Source organism: Sphaerochaeta halotolerans, from assembly GCF_003429665.1.
GTDB classification, from domain to species: Bacteria; Spirochaetota; Spirochaetia; order Sphaerochaetales; family Sphaerochaetaceae; genus Sphaerochaeta; species Sphaerochaeta halotolerans.
The window spans coordinates 199,358-224,778 of record NZ_QUWK01000003.1 but is presented as its reverse complement, the minus strand read 5'-3'; the positions used below and the strand labels follow the sequence as shown (position 1 = coordinate 224,778).

General features: G+C 46.3%; 25 protein-coding genes. 12 read left to right on the top strand and 13 right to left on the bottom strand.

Annotation, left to right across the window (positions count from 1 at the left end; all coding sequences use genetic code 11):
- Positions 1–199 precede the first annotated feature (199 nt).
- The 4 genes from DYP60_RS13955 (at position 200) to DYP60_RS04145 (ending at position 4,711) form a co-directional block, all read left to right on the top strand.
- Positions 200–445: a hypothetical protein gene (locus DYP60_RS13955; protein WP_133299277.1), complete on the top strand. Its 246-nt coding sequence runs from the start codon at positions 200–202 to the stop codon at positions 443–445.
- 711 nt (positions 446–1,156) lie between these two features.
- Positions 1,157–1,798 (top strand): GntR family transcriptional regulator, encoded by a 642-nt coding sequence (locus DYP60_RS04155; RefSeq protein WP_202384381.1) that lies wholly within the window; start codon positions 1,157–1,159, stop codon positions 1,796–1,798.
- A 627-nt stretch (positions 1,799–2,425) separates the two neighbouring features.
- Entirely contained in the window at positions 2,426–3,400 is a 975-nt protein-coding gene (locus DYP60_RS04150) for a dihydrodipicolinate synthase family protein (RefSeq protein ID WP_117329621.1), read from the top strand.
- A gap of 75 nt (positions 3,401–3,475) precedes the next feature.
- Positions 3,476–4,711, top strand: coding sequence for a benzoate/H(+) symporter BenE family transporter (locus tag DYP60_RS04145; RefSeq protein ID WP_117329620.1), 1,236 nt, complete (start codon positions 3,476–3,478; stop codon positions 4,709–4,711).
- A gap of 434 nt (positions 4,712–5,145) precedes the next feature.
- Here DYP60_RS04145 and DYP60_RS04140 read toward each other — a convergent pair whose 3' ends face one another.
- Both DYP60_RS04140 and DYP60_RS04135 read right to left on the bottom strand, forming a co-directional pair.
- Positions 5,146–5,679: a D-lyxose/D-mannose family sugar isomerase gene (locus DYP60_RS04140; RefSeq protein ID WP_117329619.1), complete on the bottom strand. Its 534-nt coding sequence runs from the start codon at positions 5,677–5,679 to the stop codon at positions 5,146–5,148.
- Between the two features lie 24 nt (positions 5,680–5,703).
- Positions 5,704–7,047 (bottom strand): family 4 glycosyl hydrolase, encoded by a 1,344-nt coding sequence (locus DYP60_RS04135; RefSeq protein ID WP_117329618.1) that lies wholly within the window; start codon positions 7,045–7,047, stop codon positions 5,704–5,706.
- A gap of 121 nt (positions 7,048–7,168) precedes the next feature.
- Between DYP60_RS04135 and DYP60_RS04130 the strand changes: the two genes are divergently transcribed.
- Together DYP60_RS04130 and DYP60_RS04125 are read left to right on the top strand one after the other, a co-directional pair.
- Positions 7,169–7,906 carry a response regulator transcription factor gene (locus DYP60_RS04130; RefSeq protein WP_117329617.1) on the top strand — a complete coding sequence of 246 codons (738 nt, stop codon included), beginning with the start codon at positions 7,169–7,171 and terminating at the stop codon, positions 7,904–7,906.
- Positions 7,903–9,576, top strand: a complete 1,674-nt coding sequence (locus tag DYP60_RS04125) for a cache domain-containing sensor histidine kinase (RefSeq protein WP_117329616.1) — start codon at positions 7,903–7,905, stop codon at positions 9,574–9,576. The genes DYP60_RS04130 and DYP60_RS04125 overlap by 4 nt, the downstream gene beginning before the upstream one ends.
- On the opposite strand, the gene DYP60_RS04120 is transcribed toward DYP60_RS04125, so the two are convergent.
- The 3 genes from DYP60_RS04120 to DYP60_RS04110 are packed head-to-tail and all read right to left on the bottom strand — an operon-like array spanning position 9,577 to position 12,641.
- Positions 9,577–10,422: a carbohydrate ABC transporter permease gene (locus DYP60_RS04120; protein ID WP_117329615.1), complete on the bottom strand. Its 846-nt coding sequence runs from the start codon at positions 10,420–10,422 to the stop codon at positions 9,577–9,579.
- The gene (locus DYP60_RS04115; RefSeq protein ID WP_117329614.1) at positions 10,419–11,309 is read right to left on the bottom strand and encodes a carbohydrate ABC transporter permease; all 891 of its coding nucleotides are present in this window, start codon (positions 11,307–11,309) and stop codon (positions 10,419–10,421) included. The genes DYP60_RS04120 and DYP60_RS04115 overlap by 4 nt, the downstream gene beginning before the upstream one ends.
- Before the next feature lie 57 nt (positions 11,310–11,366).
- Positions 11,367–12,641, bottom strand: coding sequence for an ABC transporter substrate-binding protein (locus tag DYP60_RS04110; RefSeq protein WP_117329613.1), 1,275 nt, complete (start codon positions 12,639–12,641; stop codon positions 11,367–11,369).
- A gap of 174 nt (positions 12,642–12,815) precedes the next feature.
- On the opposite strand from DYP60_RS04110, the gene DYP60_RS14145 reads away from it, so the two are divergent.
- The 3 genes from DYP60_RS14145 to DYP60_RS04100 all read left to right on the top strand — a co-directional run bounded on the left by DYP60_RS14145 (position 12,816) and on the right by DYP60_RS04100 (position 13,794).
- Positions 12,816–12,971, top strand: a complete 156-nt coding sequence (locus tag DYP60_RS14145; protein WP_160525809.1) for a hypothetical protein — start codon at positions 12,816–12,818, stop codon at positions 12,969–12,971.
- Between the two features lie 204 nt (positions 12,972–13,175).
- Entirely contained in the window at positions 13,176–13,316 is a 141-nt protein-coding gene (locus tag DYP60_RS04105) for an amidohydrolase family protein (protein ID WP_117329612.1), read from the top strand.
- A gap of 106 nt (positions 13,317–13,422) precedes the next feature.
- Positions 13,423–13,794: an iron chaperone gene (locus tag DYP60_RS04100; RefSeq protein WP_117329611.1), complete on the top strand. Its 372-nt coding sequence runs from the start codon at positions 13,423–13,425 to the stop codon at positions 13,792–13,794.
- A gap of 17 nt (positions 13,795–13,811) precedes the next feature.
- On the opposite strand, the gene DYP60_RS04095 is transcribed toward DYP60_RS04100, so the two are convergent.
- From DYP60_RS04095 to DYP60_RS04070, 6 genes are all read right to left on the bottom strand, one after another.
- Positions 13,812–14,444 (bottom strand): carboxymuconolactone decarboxylase family protein, encoded by a 633-nt coding sequence (locus DYP60_RS04095; protein ID WP_117329610.1) that lies wholly within the window; start codon positions 14,442–14,444, stop codon positions 13,812–13,814.
- A gap of 111 nt (positions 14,445–14,555) precedes the next feature.
- Positions 14,556–15,737 carry a YibE/F family protein gene (locus DYP60_RS04090; protein WP_117329609.1) on the bottom strand — a complete coding sequence of 394 codons (1,182 nt, stop codon included), beginning with the start codon at positions 15,735–15,737 and terminating at the stop codon, positions 14,556–14,558.
- Between the two features lie 68 nt (positions 15,738–15,805).
- Positions 15,806–17,296: an alkaline phosphatase gene (locus DYP60_RS04085; protein ID WP_117329608.1), complete on the bottom strand. Its 1,491-nt coding sequence runs from the start codon at positions 17,294–17,296 to the stop codon at positions 15,806–15,808.
- Between the two features lie 236 nt (positions 17,297–17,532).
- Positions 17,533–17,787, bottom strand: coding sequence for a type II toxin-antitoxin system PemK/MazF family toxin (locus DYP60_RS04080; protein ID WP_206363099.1), 255 nt, complete (start codon positions 17,785–17,787; stop codon positions 17,533–17,535).
- Positions 17,784–18,038 carry an AbrB/MazE/SpoVT family DNA-binding domain-containing protein gene (locus DYP60_RS04075; RefSeq protein ID WP_117329607.1) on the bottom strand — a complete coding sequence of 85 codons (255 nt, stop codon included), beginning with the start codon at positions 18,036–18,038 and terminating at the stop codon, positions 17,784–17,786. The genes DYP60_RS04080 and DYP60_RS04075 overlap by 4 nt, the downstream gene beginning before the upstream one ends.
- 189 nt (positions 18,039–18,227) lie before the next feature.
- A complete protein-coding gene (locus DYP60_RS04070; RefSeq protein ID WP_206363098.1) occupies positions 18,228–18,689 on the bottom strand; it encodes a putative immunity protein in 462 nt (153 codons plus the stop codon).
- A 234-nt stretch (positions 18,690–18,923) separates the two neighbouring features.
- On the opposite strand from DYP60_RS04070, the gene DYP60_RS04065 reads away from it, so the two are divergent.
- On the top strand, positions 18,924–19,889 hold the full coding sequence (locus tag DYP60_RS04065) for an ADP-ribosylglycohydrolase family protein (protein WP_117329605.1): 966 nt from the start codon (positions 18,924–18,926) through the stop codon (positions 19,887–19,889).
- A 245-nt stretch (positions 19,890–20,134) separates the two neighbouring features.
- Positions 20,135–20,470, top strand: coding sequence for a hypothetical protein (locus DYP60_RS13950; protein ID WP_133299275.1), 336 nt, complete (start codon positions 20,135–20,137; stop codon positions 20,468–20,470).
- Between the two features lie 149 nt (positions 20,471–20,619).
- Here the strand turns inward: DYP60_RS13950 and tkt are convergent, their stop codons facing one another.
- Positions 20,620–22,614, bottom strand: a complete 1,995-nt coding sequence (gene tkt / locus DYP60_RS04060) for a transketolase (RefSeq protein ID WP_117329604.1) — start codon at positions 22,612–22,614, stop codon at positions 20,620–20,622.
- Between the two features lie 125 nt (positions 22,615–22,739).
- On the bottom strand, positions 22,740–23,591 hold the full coding sequence (locus DYP60_RS04055; RefSeq protein ID WP_117329603.1) for a hypothetical protein: 852 nt from the start codon (positions 23,589–23,591) through the stop codon (positions 22,740–22,742).
- A gap of 326 nt (positions 23,592–23,917) precedes the next feature.
- On the opposite strand from DYP60_RS04055, the gene DYP60_RS04050 reads away from it, so the two are divergent.
- Positions 23,918–25,231 (top strand): sugar phosphate nucleotidyltransferase, encoded by a 1,314-nt coding sequence (locus DYP60_RS04050; RefSeq protein WP_117329602.1) that lies wholly within the window; start codon positions 23,918–23,920, stop codon positions 25,229–25,231.
- Positions 25,232–25,421 lie beyond the last annotated feature (190 nt).

Below are 25,421 nucleotides of genomic sequence, written 5' to 3'. Positions count from 1 at the left end.
CTTGGGAAAGTCGATTTTTAAACTGCAGAAAACTTTGATAAGTAATTCGACTATGATTCAGCGTCCCATCGAGTACCCGTTCAATTAAAGAGGATTGACTTGTTTCCCCAAGCCGTCCCTGCAATTGCTTCTTGTACGACTGTTCAGAGTGTCTTCCTCGTACAGTGTATTCAAAATTATCATGGGACTCTCCTTGCCGATGAAAGGTATCAATACTCCAGGGCAAGCCCTGGACTCAGGAGGCGTTGCCTCCTTTTCCGCCCCAAGGGACGGGGTATCTTACCTTGCTTTCCCGGCACTCGCTCGGGAGAGGAACCATCATGCTGATTCCTTTCCTCTCGCTCCGTTGGGGAATCAAATTGGTCTTTCGGAAGGTGGGATAAATATCCAGCAAGTCGCTCCCCACCCGAACCTACATCTTCAGCCTCCCGAGATCGAGACCTGATAATTTGAGGATTTAACAACTCTAAAGACTTCAATCCTTCCACAAAAGTTTTAATTGCGGTTACCTCGGGCATGGTCTCTGGATCATTGATCAAGAAGGAGAGAATAGAGCCAGTATAGTTGTAGTCTTTTGCACTAGCAGTAATTCTATCATGACCTCTTCTATACCTAAGAATGCCATCTGACAACTGCATTACAGTATCCGACCCAACAACTATTGACTCAACTGTACATCTAGAGACCATTGGATTGAATACCCCTTTCCACTGATAGGAAGAAGTGCCTGCAGATATCATCAGGTCAAAAGCAACATTTTTTTCTTAGACAATCTACTTGTCAACTCGTTTAGCTTCCATCCTCTTGTCTTAAGCCATACTTCAATATCACCTAATGCGAGATGATGCACAAAATCCATCGCTTGGAGTATGGTGGACTTACCTGCCCCATTGGTTCCTACAAGGCAAGAAATCTTTATTCTTTGCTGAAGAAAAGCTTAAAATTATCTATAGCACACTGCCTAAGCATTCTAGCCTCCGTGGTTGCGGACAGCAAAAAAATTACATATCCTATTTATAATTGAGGCAAATCAAACCTACAACCTTGAATGGTAGGTGCTTTTGCCATGCTTTGCCCTGGACGTGCATCATGATAGTTTGACCGAACCACAATTTTTAGGTATTATGGCAATACGAGTGAAATAGGAAGTAATGTTTTGGGAATACCGTCGACAAAGAGAAGCGAAATAGCATACAACCAGATTAAAGAGTGGTTACTGAGCGGATCAGCAAGACCTCAGGAAGTCTTTTCGTCGTATAAAATATCGGAAACACTCAATTTGAGCAGAACGCCCGTGACTGCAGCACTCAAGCAACTCGAACATGAAGGGTTCATCGAAATCATTCCCCAGGTTGGCTGTATGATACGGTACCCAGACCCTGCCGAAGTGCAGGAAACCTTCCTTATACGGGCGGTTTTAGAAGGCCTTGCAGCGGAGATAGCTGCTAAAGAATGTACTGAAGAGGATATTCAAAAACTAAAAAAAATTTATGCCGACAGTATCGCAGCCGCGGAAAAGAACGACCTCATCGAATACGCGAAATGTAATCGGCTTTTCCATTTGGAGATTACCGGTCTTTCAAGAATGGAACGGCTCATCTCCCTCGACAAACAGTTCTGGGAAAACGTAAGCTACCAAGCAGCGAGCGTCGAATTTCTCCTGGAGAGGCATGACGTTTCAATTAAGCAACATGAAAAAATTCTCAATGCCATCGAGAAAAAGAACGGGGTTTTGGCCCGCACGCTTGTGGAAGCCCATTTACGGGAGTGCACCGACGATTTCTGCAAAACACTATAAAAAGCAATCCGGAAAGATAATTTTCTGTGGCCAGAAGATAGGGTCATAGACAAGCAATATGCAATCTTTAAACCAACAGGTGGCTTGACTGTGCTGGAGAATTCAGTACCCGTGGCAACTCTCCCGCCTGGAGTCGGGGGTCTTCTCGTGCTCTTTCTTATAAGACATATCATCCTCATACCGTAGAAAATGACCCGGTACGTCAGGTCCACTGTGGTATGATTCTTCAACGAAACAAAGTCCCTTATTGAGCATTTGCTCTTTTGGTGACACTCGGGCTTCAGTATAGATAACAGCGTACGGATTATCGATGATAGTTCACGGAAAAATATAGCCCGTCAGTGTATATCCTTGAAGAAGATCCACCATGAAGGTTTTGAGGAGAGAGCTGTCCCACACGCACTATAACGAGTATAGCAAAGAAACCGTACATATCTTTTAGGCCTGCGACTTCTTGGCAGAACTCCTATCTGCAAGGGAATGACCCCAAGGATGGTACTCCAAGCAGAGCTCGTGCATGAGCTCTGCTTCACAGGAGACCCTAAGAACAAATAACACCAAAAATAATTTGACATTAGAATGCTAGCATGCTAGCATTTCTATATCAAACTGTGTAGGAGGTTTTTTATGAGTCTAAAGTTCAAAGCAAAAGATGTCCGTGGAATTTTCAATATCATGCCCACGCCAGCCACCGCGGATGCGACGCGATGGGATTGCGTCGATTCGGTGGATTATGAGGAGTCTGCAAGAATAGTCAATATGCTCATTGACAACCATGTGGATGCAATCTTGACTAATGGTACTTTCGGAGAGTGTGCCTCCCTAACCGAATCTGAATGGAGAAAATTTAACCAAACGGTAATCACCACGGCTAATGGAAGGGTACCCGTATTCTCGGGCGCAACAACTCTCAACACAAGGGACACAATCAGTCGTTCCAGAGAAATGATGGACATGGGAGCAACCGGTCTATTTCTTGGACGACCCATGTGGCAGGAAATGGATGAAGATGCAATTGTAGGTTACTACAGCGATATAGCGGAGGCTCTTCCCGATGCACCCATTATCGTGTACGACAACCCTGAGGCATTCAAGGGCAAGCTGACACCCAAGACATATGGAAGGTTGGCAAAAATTCCCAATATAGTCGCATCAAAATACATATCTGTGGGCCCTCAATATCTCGCAGATGTAGCAGCGGCCGGTGACAATATTGTGATTATGCCATTGGATAGCGACTGGTATTTCGCATGGAAATGGGCACCGGAAAAGGCTAAAGCAACATGGACCGGAAGTGGCAATTGTGGCATGGCACCGCTCCTTGCTCTAAAGCATGCTATTGAAACAGGGGACGACACGCTTGCAAGAACCATAACGCTTGAACTCCGAGATGCATATAAAACACTTTTCCCGCGAGGCAGTTTTCACGAATTCTCTATTTACAACGTTCAGATTGAGAAGGCTCGTTTCAACGCAGCGGGTTTAGTCAAGGCAGGACCCTGCAGGCCTCCCTATAATCGGGTACCAGAGGAAATCACCAAAGGTGCGGTTACAACTGGGCAGAAGTACGCAGCACTTCAAGAGAAATATGCGAGTAACTGATGATCGGTGAGTTGACAAGATACCGTCGCGTTTTAATCAAAAACGCGACGGCATACACTATAATAGGAGGCAACAATGCTTAATATGGAGAAAGGGGCATCGATAGGGAAATCTGCAAAGGATTTCAGGAAAAGTCTGACACCTGCAGGTATAGGTGTGTCCATCGCCGTTACATTGTTCGGAATGGGTCCTGTTTTCCTGCTTCTGAAGCTTATGAACGATGCTAACCTCGCCAATAATGTGGCGATTTCGTGGTTGACAATTATTTTTGCCGTTGGCGGGGTTCTAACGATTATTTTTTCCTTGTACTACAGACAGCCAATACAATTCGCATTCTCGATACCAGCTATGGCGATTATCGCCGGTGCCTTGCAGAGATACGCTTTTAGTGACATCCTGGGTGCAATTGTTTTGTCCGGTCTTTTGGTCCTGTTGCTAGGTGTAACAGGTCTATTCAAAGCCTTTCTGCGATACATTCCGATACCTGTTATCCAGGGAATGATTGCGGGAGCCCTTGTAACTTTTGGGATTGCGATTATAAAAGCAATAGAAGTTGAACCTGTTGTGGCTGGAGGTACATTCCTCGTCTTCATTATTTTTAGTCTTTTTCCTGCGGTTTCGCGTAGATTTCCACCCATCCTGAGCGCAATGATACTTGGTTTTGTTATCACACTGCTTGTTGGAAAAGTAAACATAAGCGACATTAACTTCCAATTTTCGTCACTAACATTTATTGCGCCGACGTTTAACATAGCTGCCATTATCGAGTTGACTATTCCACTCGCGCTGCTATCGGTGGGATTCGGCAATATCCAAGCGATTGGAATATTAAAGACTCTAGGTTACAATCCTCCTATCAACGCCTTTGTTGTACTCAGCGGAATAGGGACCATTGTAAACGCGTTTTTTGGAGGCCACAATACCGTGGTTGGTGGCCCAACGATTGCGATGATGGCGAGTCCAGATGTAGGACAAGAAGAAGAAAGGTATTCTGCTGCCGTACTTGCAGGTATCTTAATGTTGGTTGTAGCCGCCATTGCGCCGCTGGCTATATCATTTACGCGGGCAGTTCCTACGCCGTTCATAGATGTCCTTGCAGGTATTGCCATGCTAACTGTAATAGCCAACAATTTCTCGAAGGCATTCAGCTCTAACCTGAAGATGGGCGCATTGTTCTCCTTGCTTATCACTATGAGCCAGATAAAAATATTCAATATTGGATCTACTCTCTGGGCAATTTTGGGTGGAACGCTCATCTGTATACTTCTTGAAAGAAAAGAGTATCTTAAGACCATTCGTGAGGCAAATTAGGCTATATGGGAAGAGAACGTGATGGTCGGGGTGACAATGAGTTGAGCAGACCGGGCTTAGCCCAGTCTGCTACCATGATTACTCACTTAACTACCTGTAGCGGTTCATGATAGGAAAAGTAATCGAGGAGTGCAAAGCTGAAACAGAAAAAATCAGCAAAAAACACCAACCCAGATCAGAATAGCCCTATGGCAACCCAGAAACGGTAGATAAGTATATTCTCCTATTGTAATAACCACCGAATATTATTGGTAAGAACGAAAGTTTTTCTGGTAATTAAGGTGGTTATATTTCACCCTTAGGGTGCTGGAGAAGGAACATGGGCGCATATATGGTGGCAAAAATCAACACTGGCAAATTTTTGTTTTATTGCAGTTGCTTCTACCATGATGTTTGCTTTGCTTTACAGTTCAGAATAGGGAACCCCCTTCAACCTACTCTACCCGGGGTGCCCGCTCTATAGCAGGGTCGGTGAAGATATCCTTCTCATCAAAACTGGGGGTGGAGAACTCAGAGACCACAGCCCCTTCACTCCCTGCCTCGAACCAATGTTTGGTATTGGGGCTCAGGGTATATTGCTCACCGGGGCGGAGTACAATCTCATGGAAGACAGTATAAACACCTTCCTTTTCCTTGGCATTACGGTTCTCTGTGGGTTTTCCGTCCACATACAGGTAAACTTCCCCCCACCGGCAACGAAAGGTCTCTTCCTTGCCAATGTATGACCCAAATGCCGGATGGCGATGTTCAGGGCACCTCTGGTGGGGAAACAGTACCAGCTCCTTCGCACACACGCGGTCAGTATTGAGGTAGGTGACCAACTCAAGACCCGTGTTATAAAGGTCGTTGAGGCCGAAATCAGCGACCTCAACGTTCCCCTTCTCTTCATCGGTAAGAACGATTCCAGCCTTCTCAAAGAACGAAAGCGTCCGTTTCACTGCCTCTTTATATAGCTCTCTGCTGATCATCCTATACCTCCCTAGGTTCTACTCTTAGTATTTGAGATCGGAAGCCACAAGCATCTTCTCAAACAGTTCCCTGGCCTTGTCCCTGCTCAAGTTCATCAAGGGATCACTCAGAAATGCGGCAAAGAGCAACTCATCGTCCTTGTTCCAGATTGCCTCCAGGGTCATCTCTTGCACATCACTGACCTGCTTGATTAAATTCTGGATTGCAAGTGGTGGATCACTAGCGACAATCGGTCTGATTGAATCTTCACTCAACACACCATTGCTCTCGACAATCCTGCCCTTGGGCAGGTAACTAATCTGTCCTTCATTGGGTCGGTTGATATTGGTGACCATGCTCTTGTCGCCCATCAGACAACGCATGATATCCACGCCTTCCTCGTCAGAGAGCTCTGCCTTCAGATCCTCGTCCTTAAAGACACGCTCCCTCTTCTCCTTGGCAGTTCTTTCTCGCCATGAGTACGGAGTCCTGATCACCCCATAGGTGTGCAGGTTCTCATCGCTGGTAAGGAACCAAGGAACAAATTCAGCCAGGTGACGGTCACCAGCCGCCCCAAGAGCACCGAAATCCCTCAGGAAGCTGAGTGCAATCTTCTGGTCACAGTCGAACCAATTCTCTTCCTCCAATCGCTGCTTTGCAACAGCAGTTCCATCACTGAAGGTAGCACTATCCTGAGCAAGCTCAATGAGCTTTGGCATCAGGTCATGGGTCTTCCAGTATGCCTTGGTCACGAAGGTGAAGTGATTCACACCGGTAAGATCGATCTTAATCTCCCTTCTATCGGGAACCGGCACATCAAACCACTTAGCCACTTTCTCAGCAAGGAAGTTCTGGGTATGGAACACTTCATGGCAGCATCCCAGTGCCTTGATACCGGGGAACGCCTTATAGAGCGCTGCGGTACAGAGCGTCATGGGATTGGTGTAGTTGATAACCCAGGCATCAGGACAGTATTGCTTTACTTGCTCGGCAATCTCGAAGAACAAAGGGACAGCACGTCGAGCTCTCATAATGCCACCAGGGCCAGTGGTATCCCCTACTGACTGGAGAATTCCGTACTCCTCAGGAAGCACCAAGTCGCCATAGCGACACGCTGTCTTTCCGGGTTCTATGGAAATGATTACTAGGTCACAACCAGCCAGTGCTTTCCCGATTACATCCTCTGCAATAACACGGAATCGCCCTTCACTGTTGTTTACCTTGAATACACGTTCTGCAACTGCCACGTTGTTGTGTGCTGCTTGTTTATCAATATCGTACAGAACCAAAGTACCGTGAGTCATGGTGTTATACGCAAGATCCTTCATGAACTGGATGGCCCAAAGCCGGCCACCACCTCCAATAATACAGATACGAGTTTCCTTCATCCGCTTCTTCCTCCCAGTACTCTCATTCTCCCTATCATAGTAACAGATAAACAGCCCATGTACCTTGACATTGGGTATCTTTTTTTGACATTTCTCCCTAAATGGTGTATTACCTTAGAGCATGTATAGCTTGGTTATCGTTGACGACGAGACAGAACTTCTGGAAGGACTTACCCACTACTTCCCCTGGGAATCCATTGGATTCTCCGTTATTGGATCCTTCCGTGATGCGCGAAGCGCACTCGCATTCTGTAAAGACCATCACGCTGATGTACTCCTTACCGACATACGAATGCCTTTCATGAGTGGGTTGCAGTTGATCAAGGAGCTGAAGCAATTCCCTTCTCCACCCCAGTTTTGCATCATGAGTGCATACGATGACTTCGGCTATGCAAAAGAGGCAATTGGGTACGGAGTCCTGGAGTATTTAGTAAAACCTTCCTCGTTCGAGGAAATCAAACACACCTTTGAGAAAATTCGGTACGTGTTGGATGGATCCACCCCTGCAGTAGTGAATACATCCTCATTTGCTTCTTCCAACCCTTTGGTCACAAAAACCTTGGCCATCATTGAAAAGAAACTCAGCAGTTGTACCTTGCAGAATATTGCTTCAGAGCTTGGTGTAACTACGAGTTACCTGAGTAGACTGTTCAAGGAAGAGACCACCCAGAATTTCCAGGTGTATCTGCTTGGACATAAGATGGAAGTTGCAAAACAGATGCTTACCAGCAAAGTAGGCTATAAGAACAAGGAAATTGCACAAGCCCTAGGGTATCAGGATACCCAGAACTTTTGCAGAACCTTCCGCAAGTATTGGGGCACCAGTCCCCAACAGCTGAAGAAGGAACAAGGTTTATGAATAAACGAATCATCCGTATCTTCTTCCGGCACAGCCTCCCTTTGGTTATTGTAGCCATTCTCTTAGGAGGAGGGGCAACCTTGCTGACCCAGAACTTCATCAGAAGCAACTCGATCAGGCAGGCAAGCCAGAAACTTGATGAGGTACAGGCCTATTATGATGTTATCTTGGATGAGATGGACAGTCTCTCCTTGATGTTCAGCACCAACCCCGAAATGATGAATCGTCTGCAACGGGTCCTCAGTGGAGGAGAAGTCGTCAACTTGGACAACTATCGCGAGTTCCGCCTGATCCGCTCCTTCCTTGCAGCCCCTGCCAATGCAAGACCCTATATCCATGACATCTACGTCTACTTGGACAACCCGCAGCACCTGGTACTCTCCAGCGATCTTGCTTTCACTGCCATTGCCTATATGGAGGATTCCTCTTGGTATGAGACCTACAAAAAGCTTCCTCCAGAAAACCAAAGCTACTCACAGAGGGTCACACTCAAGGAAGGAACACCGGTAGAACAACATATTATTCGCATCTTGAGGCCAATCACCAACCCAGTCAACGAACGTATCGGGGTAATTGTGCTGGATATCAAGGAACAATCGCTTTCAGGGGCCTACCATTTCCAAGAGGGCGAGATTCTCACGGTCCACAACCGTGACGGACAGTTGCTCTTTTCAAATCCAGAAGACCATGTGGTATATAATGAAGAGGACATGTACTACTTCCAAGCATTCTCTGGGAAGTATGGGTGGAAATACACCCTCGGAATGTATGAACCAATTCTCTACCGTCTCTCCACAACCCTGCTCTACTATACCATTGCCCTGACAGTCATCGCCCTGCTACTTGGCCTCTTCCTCACACACCGTACCAATCGGCAGGAACGAAAGTTCCTTGCCAATGTAATGCAACAGCTGAGCCAAGTAGGAGAAGCAGACTTCACCGAGGAAAATTCAGAAAAGTATCGAAACATCTTTGACTACCTCAACCATCATGTCATCAAGACCTTCCTTGAACAGGACTACCTCAGGTGGCAGACTGAGGCAATGGAGTACCGTGCCCTGCAGATGCAGGTCAATCCCCACTTTCTATTCAATACCTTGGATACCATCAACTGGAAGGCAGTAAAACTTGCTTCCGGGGAAAACGATGTTTCTACTATGATCCAGCTCCTCTCGAAACTGCTCAAGTACTCATTACAGGTAGACGACTTCTCAGGTGTCCCTCTTTCCAAGGAACTTGAACAGACTGAGTACTACATCCAATTGCAACACATCCGTTTCAAGCAGGCTTTCACCTGTGAAAAGAATATTGATCCTTCACTCCTTGACGTCCGCGTGCCTGCAATGCTGTTGCAACCCATCCTGGAGAATGCATTCAACCACGGCTTCAAGGAGGACGAGCCCCTGCATATCACCATCAGCGCAACACAAGTGGATAACAGGATGCAGATTGTGGTTGCCAATGACGGAAAAAGCATGAGCCAAGAAGACGTTGATGCAATCAACCAGAGCAGAGCAGATGTACTGCAGAAAAAAAGTTCCCTAGGGCTGTTGAACATCAATAAACGGCTGATGCTCTTCACCCAAGGGAAATCCTCGATTGTCGTTGCGAGGAAGGAGGAAGCCGGGGTTACAGTCACCCTGCATCTTCCACTCAAAAGAGAGGAATGATCAGGTCTTCATTCCAGTTGTAGCAATTCCCTCTACAAAGTACTTCTGTGCAGCGAAGAAGAGAATCACAGGAGGGAGGATGGAGATTAGGCTCATCGCCATAATCTGGTTCCAATCAAATTCAGTTGAGATGTCCATCGTCATTCGCAGTCCCAACGCCACAGGATACTTGGCCACACTACTGATATAGATCAATACATTGAAAAAGTCGTTCCACGTCCAGACAAACTGAAATACGATGACTGAGAAAATGGCTGACTTGCAGAGCGGCAACAGCAAATCCTTGAGGATGACAAAGCTGTTGCATCCGTCCAATTTGCCTGACTCATCAATCTCTATGGGCAAGCCTCTGAAGAACTGGACCATCATGAAATTGAAGAAGGGAAAGCTTCCGAGCATTGCAGGTACAATGAATGGGAGATAGGTATCAAGCCATCCCAGCTTCTTGAAGAAGATATAGCGAGGGATAATGATAACCGTCGCCGGTAGCATCAGGGTGGCAATCATGATGAAGAACAAGAGCTTCTTCAACGGAAAGTTGAACCTGGCAAACCCATAACCAACCAAGGTTGCACTGATAACGGTGAAAATTACCGTAGGAATTACCATCAAGAAGGTATTGTACAGGAATGTTGAGAACCCATACTGACCCGTGCCTGTCCAGCCAGCTGCAAATGCACCAAAGACAGGGTTCTTGGGAAGCAATCCAATGGTTCCAAACATCTCCTCATTGGTCTTGAACGCTGCCCCGATCATCCAGAGCAACGGGTAGATCATGATGTACGCTAAAACGATCAAGAAGATGTATGAGATAATTTTTGATACAGGAGTTGTTTTCTTGATCATATCGAATCTCCATAGTGTACCCAGCTCTCAGAACTACGGAACGTCAAACTGGTGAAAAATAGGATGATGGCAAACAGTATCCAAGAGAGTGCGGATGCATAGCCCATCTTGAAGAACTTAAAGCCCTGATCGTAGAGCATCAGTCCATAGAGGTAGGTAGACTTCAGTGGTCCTCCTTGTGTGATGACAAAGGCACCGGTAAAGTCCTGGAATGCATTGATCATCTGCATGATGAGGTTGAACAATACAATGGGTGAAAGAGCAGGGATGGTAATCTGGAAGAAAATGCGCATCCTTCCTGCCCCGTCAATTCGTGCAGCCTCATAGAGGCTGACAGGAATCTGCTTAAGTCCAGCCAAGAAGAGCAACATGGAAGAACCAAACTGCCAGACAGTGACCAAACTGATGGTCCCTAAGGCAAGTTCAGGACTCCCAAGCCAATCGATGGCAGGGATTCCTATTACACCAATGATGTTGTTCACCACTCCCTGGTTCATGAACAGGTACTTCCATAGTACGCTGATGGCCACACTTCCACCCAATATGGAAGGAATATAGTACAGGGTACGAAACAAGTTGATACCCTTGATTTTCTGATTGAGAATGATTGCGACCAAGAGAGCAAAGCCAATCTTAAGAGGAACGGCAATCAGTACATAGTAAAACGTCACCTTCAAGGACTGCAGGAAAGTAGCATCGGCAGTAAAGATTTTCTTGTAGTTGGCAAGTCCAAGAAACTTCGGATCACCCAGCAACTGGAACTGTGTAAATGAGTACCAGAGGGAGTTGACCAAGGGAACAAGCTGGAGAAGCAGAAACCCAATGATCCAAGGCAGGATATAGAGATATCCTATATATGTGTAGTTCTTATATGAGCGTTTTAGCATCTCAATACCCTTTAAGACCTACCACCCGCCAAGTGGCGGATGGTAGAATTGTGCGATTTACAGGGAAGCAAGTGTTGCTTCCAGATTCTTGATCAGTTTGGCAGAAGCTTCTTCAGGAGTAAGTCTTCCAAATCCAAATTCATCGATGACATCCTGCATTACCTGTATGACTTCACTGTTCATCTGGTAGACGCTCTGTGGGTCACCAGCCTGAGCAATGCCTTCATTGGTTGCCTTCTCCACCATTTCGGAAATCATGCCTTTTTCAGCGAGGACACTTCTTCCGATTGCTGTAGAAGGGATACCACGCGCAAGACCCAACTTCTCGATAGCCTCAGCATCGGTGAACAAGTAGGCCAGAAGCTTGATAGCTTCATCCTTGTTCTTGGAGTTGTTGTTGACTACAAAGATCTGGGAAGGGCGCATCAAGATACCGGTGTTTACAGCGCCATCCATAACGGGGAATTGACGGGTTTCAAAGTTAGGTCTTCCAGCAAAGTCCTTCTCCATGGAGCTTACAAAAATCCTTGCAGCTGCCATCTTGCCGTTGATCCAATCAGGATTTTCCTGGAACTTCTGATAGAAGAGGGATGTCTGTCTGAAGGGAGCAATGATGCCTTCGTCGAACCAACGCTTGAAGTAGGTGAACGCTTCGGTTCCCTGCGCTTCAGTGAAAGCAACCTGCTTGTTATCATCGACCACTGCACCGGCAAGCTGGGCAATATAGATTTCTAACCAGGCGCGAAGATTGTCAGGAGTAGCCCCACTGAAGTAGCTGCTGGGATCCTGTTCATTGATCTTCTTACCTTCACTGATTATGTTTTCCCAAGTCCACTTGGTGTTGGGATCAATTCCGAAATCAGCAAGCATTTTGGTGTCTACCACAAAGGTATTGACGTTGGTTCCAGTGGGAAGCCCCATCAACTTACCATCATAGGAGCAGTAGTTCTTCAGGAAAGCAGCATCAAACTGAGAAAGATCAACCATGGAATCATCGATGACAGTGAACACATCGCCTTTCGAGGAAAGCTCTGCGAGCCAAGGCTGGTCAATCTGGATGATGTCAGCAGCAGTGCCACCAGCAATCTGGGTCACTAGCTTCTGGTAGTAACCATCCCAACCACCATACTCTCCTTCCAACTTGACATTGGGATTCTTTGCCATGTAGGCATCCATTGCTGCAAGAGTCGGGGTATGACGAGAATCGCCACCCCACCAGGAGAGACGCAGGGTTACAGGGCCGTCTTCCTTTGCAACTTCTTTTGAACCAGTTGCGAATACTGTTCCCATAGCCAAAAAAGCAATGAGCAGTAAAATAAGCATTCTTTTCATTAACAAGCCTCCATTTGTGTTTTTGATAGCTCTATTCTGTAGGGGTTTTCTCCCAGTTGCCAGCAAGAGAGTTTTGACAAAGTTGTATCATCTTTTGACATTCAGAGAAAACCTTTTCTACGTTGACGAGTGGATCAAACCCAAGTAGGGTACAGGAAACATGGAGAAATCACCATGCCTATCATTGATTCCCATGCACATGTATTCACTGAGCTCTGTGGTTTTGGAGCCGACGGAGAGCTTCGCTCCATCGGTGGCGGGAAGGTCTGTTGGGCTATTGGGGTAGTGATTGATCTCATACCCCAAAGCTATGGGGATACCTTGCTCTGATGCTAATAGTCATCTGCCTTCTCATGAGTCCCCGAGGTCACCACACCACAAAAGGGATCTCTAAGAGGGCTTAACAGTGATGAAACGGGAGAATATTTACTTTGACCTTGCCGCCCTTCATCACAAGGTACGGCCTGAAGCGTATCCGTTCCCAACCGCGAAGGATTTCATATTGCTCAAACCTTCGTAGGAGCGGACCACTTGATGTGGGGCACCGATGTACCTTCCACCTTGGTGCAATATAGCTACCAGGGGCTTTTGGACTACCAGTGGGAGCTGTTTACAGAGGAAGAGCGTAAGCTGGTCTTTCACGATACAGCTGAAAGAATCTATTTTCCAAAATAATACAGGTACCCAAACTTTCATTGCTCTTTACTGCTTCTCTTTACGAAGGAATATATTCAGGGGTATACTTAATGCCTACTACTTTACTAGGTATAACGAAATATTCATGCATATATTTCAATCTTATCTTGAGGAAATTGCTGATGAGAACCACCGAAAGAAGATGGATGCGTTGCTTACTTGGGTACATGAGACATTTCCAACACTCGGAATGAAAATTGCCTGGAATCAACCCATGTTCACTGACCATGAAACATTCATAATCGGTTTCAGCAGGGCAAAAGCACACATCAGTGTTGCGCCTGAAAGCAAATCAATCGAGAAATTCTCAGATGATCTTTCAAAGGCAAAACTGTCAGCTACCAAGGAGTTGTTCAGGATCACTTGGGAGCAGGAAATCCCCTACTCCATTCTTGAGAGAATCATTCGCTTCAATATTGAGGATAAGAAGGAGTGTTCAATATTCTGGAGGAAGTAAAGACCCTTGCTGGAATTTTACAGTGTGGGGAGACCGATACGGCGCATTATGAGCAATCGCCCAACCCCATGTAAAAGGGCGATAGGGAGCAACACGACACTGAGCACTTGCATGCCCAACTCATAGAAAAGAGAACTGCCATGATATGGATGCCCTTTCAGTCTCGAGATAAATGCACTGAACGGAATACCATAGATATTTCCTACCTGCATCATCCTAATTGCTGATAGCATAACCCTGGCTTCATTGATGCCGTAGGTTTCTTCAATCATTCGATAGGTTTCCATGTCAGGAGACCCTCCGGTATCTGCAAAGTGTTGTGCAAACATGATTGCTTTTCCTTCCTCTGGTCTGATGAGAGAGCCATCCCCACTGAGGAGGCTATAGATTTCCTCACTGCTTATACCTTGTTTCAATGCCATTTGAGTATGAGCATATGAGCATGCTGCACACCCGTTTACCTCGGTCACTGCTAGTTGCATGCGCTCGAGCAATTCGAAGGAAACAACCTTATTTTTCCGATTATATTTCAATCCTGAGACTGCTTCAGGGACCAACAAGATTCCACGATACAAGTCTCGGACGGTAAATTTTCGCTTGTATGCCTCTCTCTTGAGTACTTCGCTTGGTATTGTATCCTCATGCATCATACGTTCCGTCCTTCAGCATATCTGGCTCGGTTCACCTAAAAGGTACCACACCTCTAGCAAACAGCATAGGTAGTGCATCTTGAAATCAACGTTGTTATTGCTTGTAGCAAACTATTTTCTGGTAATACTGGCATCAGAGTGATTCTGTACAAGCACCTTTAGCTCTGTATTTCTGCTTGTATAAAGATATCCACAGGTAACAGAGGTAATGGGAGCAACCAGTACCAAGGCTATACATCCAACCATGGTATGGAGGATTTCTGCTGCAACACTAGGAGAGTTAAGAATGCTCATCACCGGTGTTCCCTGTGCCATGTACACCATCATAATGGTAAGATAACTCCCGATATACGCGAGCAAGAGTGTCGTGGTCTGGCTCCCCACCACTGATTTGCCAATATTCATTCCGCTTCGTATCAACTCAGTACGACTGATGGTAGGATGGTGGTATTGTACTTCATCTAGTGCAGAACTGATATCAATGGCCAAATCGAGCAAGGCTCCCAGACAGGAGAGGTAGATTGCAGCTTGAAATACCTTGGTCAACTGCATACCCTCATAGCCGGCAAACAGCAATGATTCCGACCAAGGCATCACAGCCCCATGTAATTTTAAATACCATGTTCCCCACATGGAAAAGAGCACGGTAAGAACAGAGCATATGATAGTCCCAATGATTGCTGCATAGGCTTTTTTCGTCAGCCCGGCTACCAACAGCAAGCAAGAAACAGCAAGAAAGGTTCCCACCAGCAGGGAAACAAGCATGGGCTCATACCCCTTGAGGGTAGCGGGAATGAGTACTTTCCAGATAAGCAAAAAGGCCAGAGCAAACGAGACTATGGTTCTGATTCCAGTCCTTCCAGAGAAGACGATGAGTCCTATAGCAAAGAGTGCCAGGAGCAGTAGCTCCTTGGAGAAGCGGTAGTGGCTGACCATGTTGGTAAATAAAATCTCTTTGTCCGTGTCCTGTTCTACCAATACCCAGGCAATATCCCCTTCTTCATATACCGAGTCAAATTCGAGCTTTCCGTTGAGGAGGTTTATAGCCTCAGTCTGTTTGCCTGCATGAGGCCCTGTAAGTATCTCTATCGTGCAGATTTGTTCACCCATCCGAACCACCCCAGTCTGGTACATATTGGAGTTGTCCAAGGATACAACTCTTGCCTTGCTTCCAACCGCATTGACATAGATCTCTCGCTCAAACCCAGTTGGAATCATCACGAGAAGAAGAACCACTGTAAGCAAGATTACCAGCAACCACCACTCTTTATACCTATGTATTGTTTTCTTCATAACCACTCCCTTCCGAGACAGCTTCCCCCTCTCTGAGGAGGGGGAAGCAAACAAGGTTCAAGACTGTATCAGACAATGCCGACCAGCGTTTTCAGTTTGGTATATACATCGGTATTGTCGTAGGAACCTGCAAACAACTCGGCTCCAACACCATATGCATATACACCTACCGGAGTACCAGTATGCGCATAGCTCGTCCAACCGATTCCTGCTTTATTGTTCAATATGTGAGTCAAGGTGACCGAGAACGGGTTATAGCTTCCGTACAATTGATAGCTCAACTGGTCACTTTCCCTGCTGCTTTCAGGCATCATTGCCTGCTTGAAGGCTTTCTCCAATCGTGAATACTCGAATTCGCTCAACACCAGCGCATCATCGGAAGCCTTGCTTCCAGGAGAAGCCAACCCAAAGTACTCTTCTACCAGCACCATTGCTTGTCTAAAACTCAGATTGGGGTTCTGAGCAATTATATCACTCATGATCTCATCGAAAGCAATGTAAGAGGCTTTCTGGTTTTCAAGGATGTTGAATGCTGTATTGTATCCAGTTGAGGCAAACCCAATGGTCATTCCACCTGTTTCGTGGTCACCGGTTACTACAATCAAAGTCTCTTCAGGATGGGCTTTAGCAAATCTGACTGCTTCCTGAATTGCCTCATCGAATGCAAGCAAATCCCTGATTTCTGAGGCAGCATCATTGGCATGACAAGCCCAGTCGATCTTTCCCGACTCAACCATCATGAAGAAGCCCTTCTCATTGTCCAGGACATCAATCCCCTTCTTTACGAACTGAGCCAAGGTAACATCACTTGCATCCATGTCAATTGCATACGGCATTGCCCCCCCATCCTGCAATCGTGGACTCTGTGCATAGACCTTTCCGCTATCGCTTGAAAGTGAAAGTATTTCGTTCTTGTCATCTGTAACCAAATACCCTTGTTCTTCCAGTAAGGTGTAGATGCTCTTCTTTCCACCATCCTCAGCCTTGTTGACCGAACCACCCGCAAAGTAGTCAAAACCACTATTTGCCATCTGTACTCCGATGTCATAGTAGTTGTTCCGTGAGGGAACATGGGCATAGTAGGCAGCGGGAGTTGCATGGTTGAGGGTTACAGTTGATACCACCCCTACTTTCCAATCTTTCTGTTCTTTAAGACTTTCTGTGATGGTTTTTCCAACAAACTGTTTGTCTACACCTAATCCAAGGACTCCACTGTGAGTTTTGTAGCCCGAGGATAGGCTGGTTGCTGTTGAGGCAGAATCAGGACAGAAGGAGGTGGCATCATAGGTTGTCTGCAATCCAACTACTGGAAATTCAGTGAAGGTAAGGTTCGCCAAGGAAATAGAGCCTTTGGTGTTGTTCCCTTTTAAAACCTGGGCAGCGTTGATCTGCACATGACTCATTCCATCGCCGATGAACATAAAGACATACTTGGGTGTTTTTTCTGTACTCTGTTCTGAGACTTTCCAAGTAGTTGCACTCTCTCCTGCAGGCTGAGCTACAAGACCCAAGGTGACTGCTGCCAAAAGCAACATTACCAGAATCAATCGTTTCTTCATGACTTCCTCCATAAGGAATATTGAGATGGCTCAACTATGGGGAATGCTTGTAAGCAAACGATGCAAAAACCATGAGAAAGTCTTAAGAAAAGTGTTATGATGAAGACATGGTTGTCAACAAGCCTGCCCTCCTAAGTGAGATGGGCTTATTTCCCTATCAACAACATCAGCAAATCCTTGACGCCATCCACGACAGCAACACTGGCGGTCTCCTTGTAAGCAGCATTTCTTGCTCGTCAATCGAGGCTTCGTATCTGGTCAGCTAGGACAACACCAAAGGTAAAGCCGTCACTGCTGGATAGAGTTATTTCGGACTGATACCCTTTTTGCTTACTTGCAATCGGACAAATTAACGCCAACCCTATCTTGTTGTATTTCTTGGGGCTTACTACCAATCCAGGTCTTCTTTCGGCTTGCCCACCACCAGGCGGAGGAGTGAAGTCCAGCCACACAATGTCCCCTTCCTCAGGGACGTAAGCATCACTTATCATACTTCGCCCCCTGCCTCGTCTCCAAAGAGTTCAGGACCATACATATTCTCTGGGCTTATTCTTTCCAAAAGGAGATCCAATGTTTCTTCACGTGTTGGCCTCCTAGGATACATCATTATTCCATCCCCAACTCTTTCCAGTTCTACCACAGTACCATTATCCAGATGCAATTCCTGCAATAGTAGTTTCGGAAGTCGGATACCTGAACTGTTCCCCCATTTCTGGATGGTTGTCTTCATATACTTCTCCATATAAAAGATGTCTCATTGATATTGATAGTTCAATGCCTTTCCCTCCTGCATGAGTTTATACTTATGTATATACATGATTAATATATATTGAATGTGAAAACTCCAATACAACTGTTCGAACTCTGTATATACTTAACTACTCTAAGAAGAAGGTTTATATAGGTATGTACTTCAGTAGAACTATATAGGCTATAGCTTCCTAAGCAGTTCCTGCTGTACACGAGGCAGGAGATAAGGATTGAGATCAGCCAATCTTTCAAGTTGCCAGGAAAGCTCCTTATCTGCATCCATATTGAGCAGAACCAGTAGCTTTTTCCCATACCACACCGGGCCAAGACAGTGGTCCGCCATGTGGGCGGTGGCTACTGCCTGAGCGACTGCCCGGCAATAGATTTGAGTAGGTTTGTCACCTACAGTACGGGCAAAGACATGCACTTCTCGGCTCGCTTTCATTGCCTCTCCAGTCTTTGCATTTCCTTCACTCCACCTATGCCCTATTTCCAATGCTGAGGAGATTACTGCTTCCTGTGGAAATTCATGGTACTCCCCAAGATGCTCTGTACAGAGAAGTGCCCACTTCATAAGAGAACGATGGTCTTCCGTAGAGAGTAAGCCTCCCCTGTGCTCCGCTACAAATAACCTATTTCTCAATTGACTTGCCTCCAGTATATGCAGTAGTTAGCACTGATCTGGCACTGTTTGTAAAGGATGTCTCATCCCAGATTTCCCAATAAGTGAGATCTGACTTTTACTGGTCTTCAGCTGTATGGCCCCCAAGTATGCAATCTCTTTCATAATCTCTACATAGAGGTTCTATAGAACACATAAAATAATTACAATAAGCGATGATTCTATACATATTTTATTACTTCATGTGCTACAATCATGGCAAGGAGCAATGCAGTGACAACACGATATGAGCGAGCATTGGGATCCCTGCTTGGGAGTTTTATAGGAGATGCTCTGGGAGCACAGACAGAGTTCAAGCGTGAAAAAATAGTTCGCCAAGCTTATCCTGATGGTATCTGGGATATGGGTGTATGTTCCCGGTATGTTGGCCTAGCTGGGCAGGTTACCGACGATAGTGAAATGGCCATTATGATGATACAAAGCATTCTAGAAAAGGGTTGCTATCAGAAGGAATCTGTTCGAAGAGCGTACCTCCGCTGGAGAGATGCAGGCCCCTTGGATATCGGAGTTACCATTTATGGAGCACTGGATGGTACTTACAATCCTCAGAGCCAGGCAAATGGAGCCCTGATGCGTATTACTCCAATAGGAATCCTGGGGAGTAATTACTCAACAACATCATTGATGCACCTTGCAGACGAGGATTGTTCCATTACCCACACCCATCCGGTTTGCAGAGACTGTAACCGTCTCTATGCTTTTGCACTCTCACTCGCTATCAGCAAGGGATGGGATGCCCAAGAGATTTATACCTATCTGGTAAAGTCAGCCCCTTCTTTAACCAAAGAACCGTCGGTTCTTGAAGCACTCTGCCGAGCAGAACATGAACCACCCAAAGATATCGATGGCCCCAACAAGGGCTGGGTATTGGTAGCTTTCCAACTTGCCTTTTATACCTTGTTGCACCAGGAGTCATTCGAACAAGGAATGGTGGATGTCATCATGCGTGCTGGCGATGCTGATACTAATGCAGTTATTTATGGGGCCTTAGCAGGAGCAATTGCAACAAGAGAAAACATGCCTGAGCGCTGGATTTCTGCCTTGAAAATCTCCAACTGCCTGCAAAGTTTGATCGACTACCCACATACACGGTTGGAACGGTTAGCTGAAAAGTGGGTCGAAGCATTGATCAATCTACCAGTGGTACAGCAACTTTCGTAAGTATTGCATTGATCCAATACTCCTTCTGCCCTCCCTGGGCGGAGGTCCTTTGTTTGCACGAGTTCCTTGAGTGAGCACCAAGGTAGTTCATCAACAAACTGTTTGAATTGTTCTTCGGTAAAACACGTGAAGGGCAGTAGGCAACACCATGATCTTTTAATGCTCTGAAACACAAGAGCCTTGTGCTCATGAGGAACATGCAACAATGATGCACATACCCAGATACCATCGAATGTATTCTCATAATGAAAGGTATCAATACCTCAGGGCAAGCCCTGGACTCAGGAGGCGTTGCCTCCTTTTCCGCCCCAAGGGACGGGGTATCTCACCTTGCTTTCCCGGCACTCGCTCCAGAGAGGAACCATCATGTTGATTCCTTTCCTCTCGCTCTGTTGGGGAATCAAGTCGTACAGACATGCTTGTCATGTCAGTTCACAGGTAGCTTGAACCATCGCTTCACTCAAATAAAAAGCTTCTACCTGATACCACAGCCTGCATCAAGAATGAGGCCACCAGAGGCGATGCAGGGAAGGGACAATGCAAAGTGGCAGGGACTAAGGTACTGCTCTGTATGCAGGTAATAGTTTTCTGATGAGTCTATTATGGACCAATCCCCATGTCCTAGTAGATGGGAATACACCAGTTCTACGATATCGTGCAAATCCTTCCGAGACAACACTGCCCGCCTCCGAGAAGGAAGCGGGCAGTAGGATATTTTCATGCAATTGTACTAGAGCAGTTCTTTGGCTGCCTCATATACTGCTTCAGAAGTAATGCCGAAGAACTTGTACAGGTCACTTGCAGGTGCTGACTCACCAAAGGAGCGCATACCTATGATCCTTCCATTCAGTCCAACGTACTTGTACCAGTAGTCTGCCCAGGCAGCTTCAACAGCAACCCTGGCTTTCACTGAAGATGGAAGTACAGCTTCCTTGTACGCAACATCCTGCTTGTCAAATACCTCTGGAGAAGGCATTGAGACCACACGGACGGCAACCTTTTCCTCAGCAAGTTTCTTGGCAGCACTGATTGCAAGCTCGACTTCACTACCGGTACCAATGAGGATAACCTCTGGCTTATCCCCTGACTCATAGAGTACATAGGCCCCCCGTGCAATCTGGGAGAGCTGCTCATCGCTACGATCCTGTGGGGCAAGTCCCTGACGACTAAGCAGGAGTGCAGAGGGACCATCAGTTCTCTTAATTGCACTCTTCCAAGCAATACCAGTCTCAACAGCATCACAAGGTCTCCAAGTAACCATGTTGGGAGTCATTCTGAGGTTTGCAATCTGCTCAACCGGCTGATGGGTAGGCCCGTCTTCACCGAGGCCAATAGAGTCATGAGTAAAGACAAAGATGTTCCGGATTCCCATCAAGGCGGACATGCGTAGTGCATTGCGTGCATACTCCATGAACATGAGGAATGTAGCACCAAAAGAGAGGAACCCACCATGGAGAGCAACACCATTGAGGATTGCAGCCATGCCGAACTCACGAACTCCAAAATGGAGGTAATTGCCCTTTCCAGTCTTGGGATCAAAAGCCTCTGACCCCTTCCACTCAGTCAAGTTGGAAGGAGCAAGGTCTGCTGATCCACCCAAAAGCTCAGGGAACAAGGAACCCAATACATCAAGTGCCATCTGGCTTGCCTTTCGACTTGCTACCTTGGCCTTATCACCCTGCCAGCTCTTGATGACCTTGTCGAATTCTGCTTCCCAGTCAGTAGGGAACTGGCCGGAGAGTCTTCTTTCAAGCTCAGCAGCTTCGGATGGATATTCCTTCTTATATGAGGCAAAGAGATTATTCCACTTACCTTCAAGTTTTGCACCCCGTTCACTCTGATCCCATGCTTCATAGATATCCTGAGGAACAAAGAACCGCTCGTCATACTCCCAGCCCAGTTGCTTACGAACGAGTGCTACCTCGTCCTCTCCAAGGGCTGCTCCATGACAAGACGCTGTACCTTGCTTATTGGGAGAACCATATCCGATGGTAGTCTTACATATAATCAAGGAAGGTCTGGAGGTATCATACCTTGCAGCTGAAAGAGCCTTCTGAATTGCATCAGAATCGTGGCCGTCAATATCTCTGAAGACCTGCCACCCATAGGACTCGAAGCGCTTAGCAGTATCATCAGTAAACCAACCACCCACTTTACCATCGATGGAAATGCCATTGTTGTCATAGAACACAACAAGTTTACCCAGTTTCCAGGTCCCAGCCAAAGAAGCTACTTCATGGCTGATGCCTTCCATCATACAACCGTCGCCAAGGAAGGCATAGGTGTAGTGATCGACTACCGGAAATCCATCTTTATTGAATTTGGCAGCGAGGTTTTTCTCTGCAAGCGCCATTCCGACTGCGTTTGCAAGACCCTGACCAAGCGGTCCAGTGGTAGTCTCAACTCCTGGGGTAAGGTTATACTCTGGGTGTCCAGCGGTACGGGAGTGAAGCTGTCTAAACTGCTTCAGATCTTCAATACTCAGGTCATAGCCGCTAAGGTGCAACAGTGAGTAGAGCAACATTGAAGCATGACCGTTAGAAAGCACAAAACGATCACGATTGACCCATTGTGGATTCTTAGGATTATGCGCCATGGTCTTGCGCCACAAGACTTCAGCAATATCTGCCATGCCCATCGGGGCACCGGGGTGTCCAGAGTTGGCCTTCTGCACGCCATCCATGCTCAATATGCGGATTGCATCAGCAAGTTTATTCGTTTTCATCCATCCCTCCAAAAAATCTCTAACACTCATATATGAAACACCCCGAATCTGAAAGAAGCCGGGGATGTAATCCTGACACTAAAGATACAGTGTTCTTGACAAATAGTCAAAACCGTCATCGTTCCCTACAAAGCATAGGTAAGAATAAGCACTATCCGTTTAAAAGCTGCATCTCCTTTTTTGATAACTCGGTTGTCATCCTTGGAGTAGTTGGTGAACTGTACGGCAGTCAAGAGAGAAAGATCTTCAGTAAATTGGGTATTGGCAATGACGCTCAAATCCCCAACCATATCTGTTGCATCATCGAGAATATTGTAGGTGTAGGTTTCCAGCTGCAAACCAACCAAATTGACCATCAAGGGCATCTGGTAGCCAAGGATATATTCGCCTTTGTAGTTGAATCCATTGACCATGGCCCCTCCATTCTCATACTCCCAGGCTTGGTCAGCTGAAGCATTGCTGTACCCTTTGTAGTTCAACTCATGGTAGGTGCGAATTACTACGCTCATCCAGTCTCCAGAGAAGATAGCACCCGTGTCAAACTGAAAGGCAGCCCCTGCCCTACCCATATAATACAATCCATTCAAACTGTCAGAAGCAAGAGGAGCTCCTACTGCAGCGCCAAGTCTCAACCCGTTGAGGTCCATCAAGTCAAAGTCCCAACCGGTACCAACGCCACCACCCAAGCTGATCTCAGCTACAGCGATGGGAGTAAGGACCGCATCAAGGGTCACTGTCCCTGCAATGGGAGAAAGCCCAAGGTTAGCTTTTACCTTTACATTGTTACCACTGAACAAGGGGCCTTCCCCTGCCAGTACCGGAATCCTTACCTGATAGGCAGCATCGAGTTTTGCTTCAAGGTCACTCCCATATGCACCGGTAAGCTTCAACGTGCCACTGGTGGTTGTCTGGGCGAACAAGAGCCCACCGGTCATGAGTATCACCAAGAGTGAGAGTAATCGTTTATTCTGTTTCACAGTAAATCCTCCAAACATAGCGTAGGTACAGCATACCATAGAGGAAGAAGTAACCAAAATACTTTCTTCCAAAGAAACTCGCTAATCAATCCGTTGTTTTCTTCTGTATTCTGAAGGGGACATGCCCTTGATCTTTTTAAAATACGTACAAAAACATGATGTATTGTAGGGCTCCTCAAATCCTATCGTTGTTTGGTTATAGAGTACAGAAAATTTATCGTTTGTTTTCTTTCCATTATGCGTAAGCTGTCCTATCATGAAGACATCATACACTTTGGGTGCTACATAGAGCCAAAAGAAATAAATGTTAGTTAGGAGAGACTTGGATGCATATCGTGCTATTATCAGGCGGGTCGGGGAAACGCCTTTGGCCATTATCAAATGAGGTACGGTCGAAACAGTTCATCAAATTCTTCAAGCAGGAGAATGGGAGCTATGAATCAATGCTTCAGCGGGTTCATCGACAAATCAAGAAGGTTGATCCGGATGCAACCATTACCCTTGCAACCTCCAAGACACAAGTTTCTGCAATCTATAATCAACTGGGAAAGGACGTAGGTATCTCAGTCGAACCCTGCCGTCGTGACACCTTCCCTGCCATTGCACTTGCTGCTGCCTATATGCACGACGTGCAGGGCGTAGATGAGAAAGAAATAGTTGTTGTCTGCCCAGTAGATCCGTACGTGGATGATGAATATTTCACCATGCTCGAGAAAGTGGGAAAGCAGGCAGAGACAGGTGGAGCAAACCTGGTTCTACTGGGTATCGAACCTACCTATCCAAGTGAAAAATATGGCTACATCATTCCTATTGATGAGAGTAGGGTGAGCAAGGTCTCCACCTTTACAGAAAAACCAGATATGGCAACTGCCGAGACTTATATCGCTTCAGGGGCGCTCTGGAACGCAGGAGTCTTTGCATTTCGGTTGGGGTATCTGTTGGATACAGCACACCGGCTCATCGATTTCACTGATTACCATGATTTGTTCGAGAAGTATGAAACACTTAATAAGATCAGTTTTGACTATGCAGTAGTCGAGAAGGAATCAGAAATTCTGGTGATGCGGTATAAAGGGATTTGGAAGGACCTTGGTACATGGAACACACTCAGTGAATCCATGAGCGAGCCTATTGTCGGTCTTGGAGAGATGGATGAATCTTGTGAAGATGTGCATATCATCAATGAGCTGGAAATCCCCATTCTAGCAATGGGCTTGCATGATGTTATCATCTGTGCCAGTGCTGAAGGCATCCTTGTCTCTGATAGGGAGCAATCGAGCCATATCAAAGAGTATGTGGAATCGTTCAAGCAGCCGATTATGTTTGCAGAGAAATCCTGGGGAAGCTACCGGATTCTCGATGTTGGGAATGAGAGTCTTACCATCAAGGCAATACTCCAGGCTGGAAAACAGATGCACTATCACAATCATGAGCGGCGTGATGAGGTTTGGACAGTAATCAACGGAAAAGGGATTGTAGTGCTGGACGGGGTGCGCCAAACAGTGGCCGCGCCTGAGGTAATATCCATCAAGAGAGGGACCAAGCATACCATCATTGCTGAGACGGAACTCACCTTAATCGAGGTGCAACACGGAAAGGACATCACAGTAGAGGATAAGCAAAAGTTCCCACTTCCTTAGAAGGCCCGAACAGCCTATACAACCAATAGTTCTTCTTTTTCCACCCTACCTTAGACCCCTGTGCTTCATCTGAATACAATTTAATTGACACTTTCTGAGTGGGGGCCTTTAGGAGACAGGAGGAGGTGCAATGGGGCATTACCAATTGTTTCCGAATATGCTTCATCTTGCGCGCAGGGTCTTCCGACAG

Bases quoted from the DNA above. Each gene is read 5' to 3' on its own strand.
- DYP60_RS13955 (WP_133299277.1), top strand. From the start codon at position 200: ATGAAAGGTATCAATACTCCAGGGCAAGCCCTGGACTCAGGAGGCGTT.
- DYP60_RS04150 (WP_117329621.1), top strand. From the start codon at position 2,426: ATGAGTCTAAAGTTCAAAGCAAAAGATGTCCGTGGAATTTTCAATATC.
- DYP60_RS04145 (WP_117329620.1), top strand. From the start codon at position 3,476: ATGCTTAATATGGAGAAAGGGGCATCGATAGGGAAATCTGCAAAGGAT.
- DYP60_RS04140 (WP_117329619.1), bottom strand. From the start codon at position 5,679: ATGATCAGCAGAGAGCTATATAAAGAGGCAGTGAAACGGACGCTTTCG.
- DYP60_RS04135 (WP_117329618.1), bottom strand. From the start codon at position 7,047: ATGAAGGAAACTCGTATCTGTATTATTGGAGGTGGTGGCCGGCTTTGG.
- DYP60_RS04130 (WP_117329617.1), top strand. From the start codon at position 7,169: ATGTATAGCTTGGTTATCGTTGACGACGAGACAGAACTTCTGGAAGGA.
- DYP60_RS04125 (WP_117329616.1), top strand. From the start codon at position 7,903: ATGAATAAACGAATCATCCGTATCTTCTTCCGGCACAGCCTCCCTTTG.
- DYP60_RS04120 (WP_117329615.1), bottom strand. From the start codon at position 10,422: ATGATCAAGAAAACAACTCCTGTATCAAAAATTATCTCATACATCTTC.
- DYP60_RS04115 (WP_117329614.1), bottom strand. From the start codon at position 11,309: ATGCTAAAACGCTCATATAAGAACTACACATATATAGGATATCTCTAT.
- DYP60_RS04110 (WP_117329613.1), bottom strand. From the start codon at position 12,641: ATGAAAAGAATGCTTATTTTACTGCTCATTGCTTTTTTGGCTATGGGA.
- DYP60_RS14145 (WP_160525809.1), top strand. From the start codon at position 12,816: ATGCCTATCATTGATTCCCATGCACATGTATTCACTGAGCTCTGTGGT.
- DYP60_RS04105 (WP_117329612.1), top strand. From the start codon at position 13,176: ATGTGGGGCACCGATGTACCTTCCACCTTGGTGCAATATAGCTACCAG.
- DYP60_RS04100 (WP_117329611.1), top strand. From the start codon at position 13,423: ATGCATATATTTCAATCTTATCTTGAGGAAATTGCTGATGAGAACCAC.
- DYP60_RS04095 (WP_117329610.1), bottom strand. From the start codon at position 14,444: ATGATGCATGAGGATACAATACCAAGCGAAGTACTCAAGAGAGAGGCA.
- DYP60_RS04090 (WP_117329609.1), bottom strand. From the start codon at position 15,737: ATGAAGAAAACAATACATAGGTATAAAGAGTGGTGGTTGCTGGTAATC.
- DYP60_RS04085 (WP_117329608.1), bottom strand. From the start codon at position 17,296: ATGAAGAAACGATTGATTCTGGTAATGTTGCTTTTGGCAGCAGTCACC.
- DYP60_RS04080 (WP_206363099.1), bottom strand. From the start codon at position 17,787: ATGATAAGTGATGCTTACGTCCCTGAGGAAGGGGACATTGTGTGGCTG.
- DYP60_RS04075 (WP_117329607.1), bottom strand. From the start codon at position 18,038: ATGGAGAAGTATATGAAGACAACCATCCAGAAATGGGGGAACAGTTCA.
- DYP60_RS04065 (WP_117329605.1), top strand. From the start codon at position 18,924: ATGGCAAGGAGCAATGCAGTGACAACACGATATGAGCGAGCATTGGGA.
- DYP60_RS13950 (WP_133299275.1), top strand. From the start codon at position 20,135: ATGAAAGGTATCAATACCTCAGGGCAAGCCCTGGACTCAGGAGGCGTT.
- tkt (WP_117329604.1), bottom strand. From the start codon at position 22,614: ATGAAAACGAATAAACTTGCTGATGCAATCCGCATATTGAGCATGGAT.
- DYP60_RS04050 (WP_117329602.1), top strand. From the start codon at position 23,918: ATGCATATCGTGCTATTATCAGGCGGGTCGGGGAAACGCCTTTGGCCA.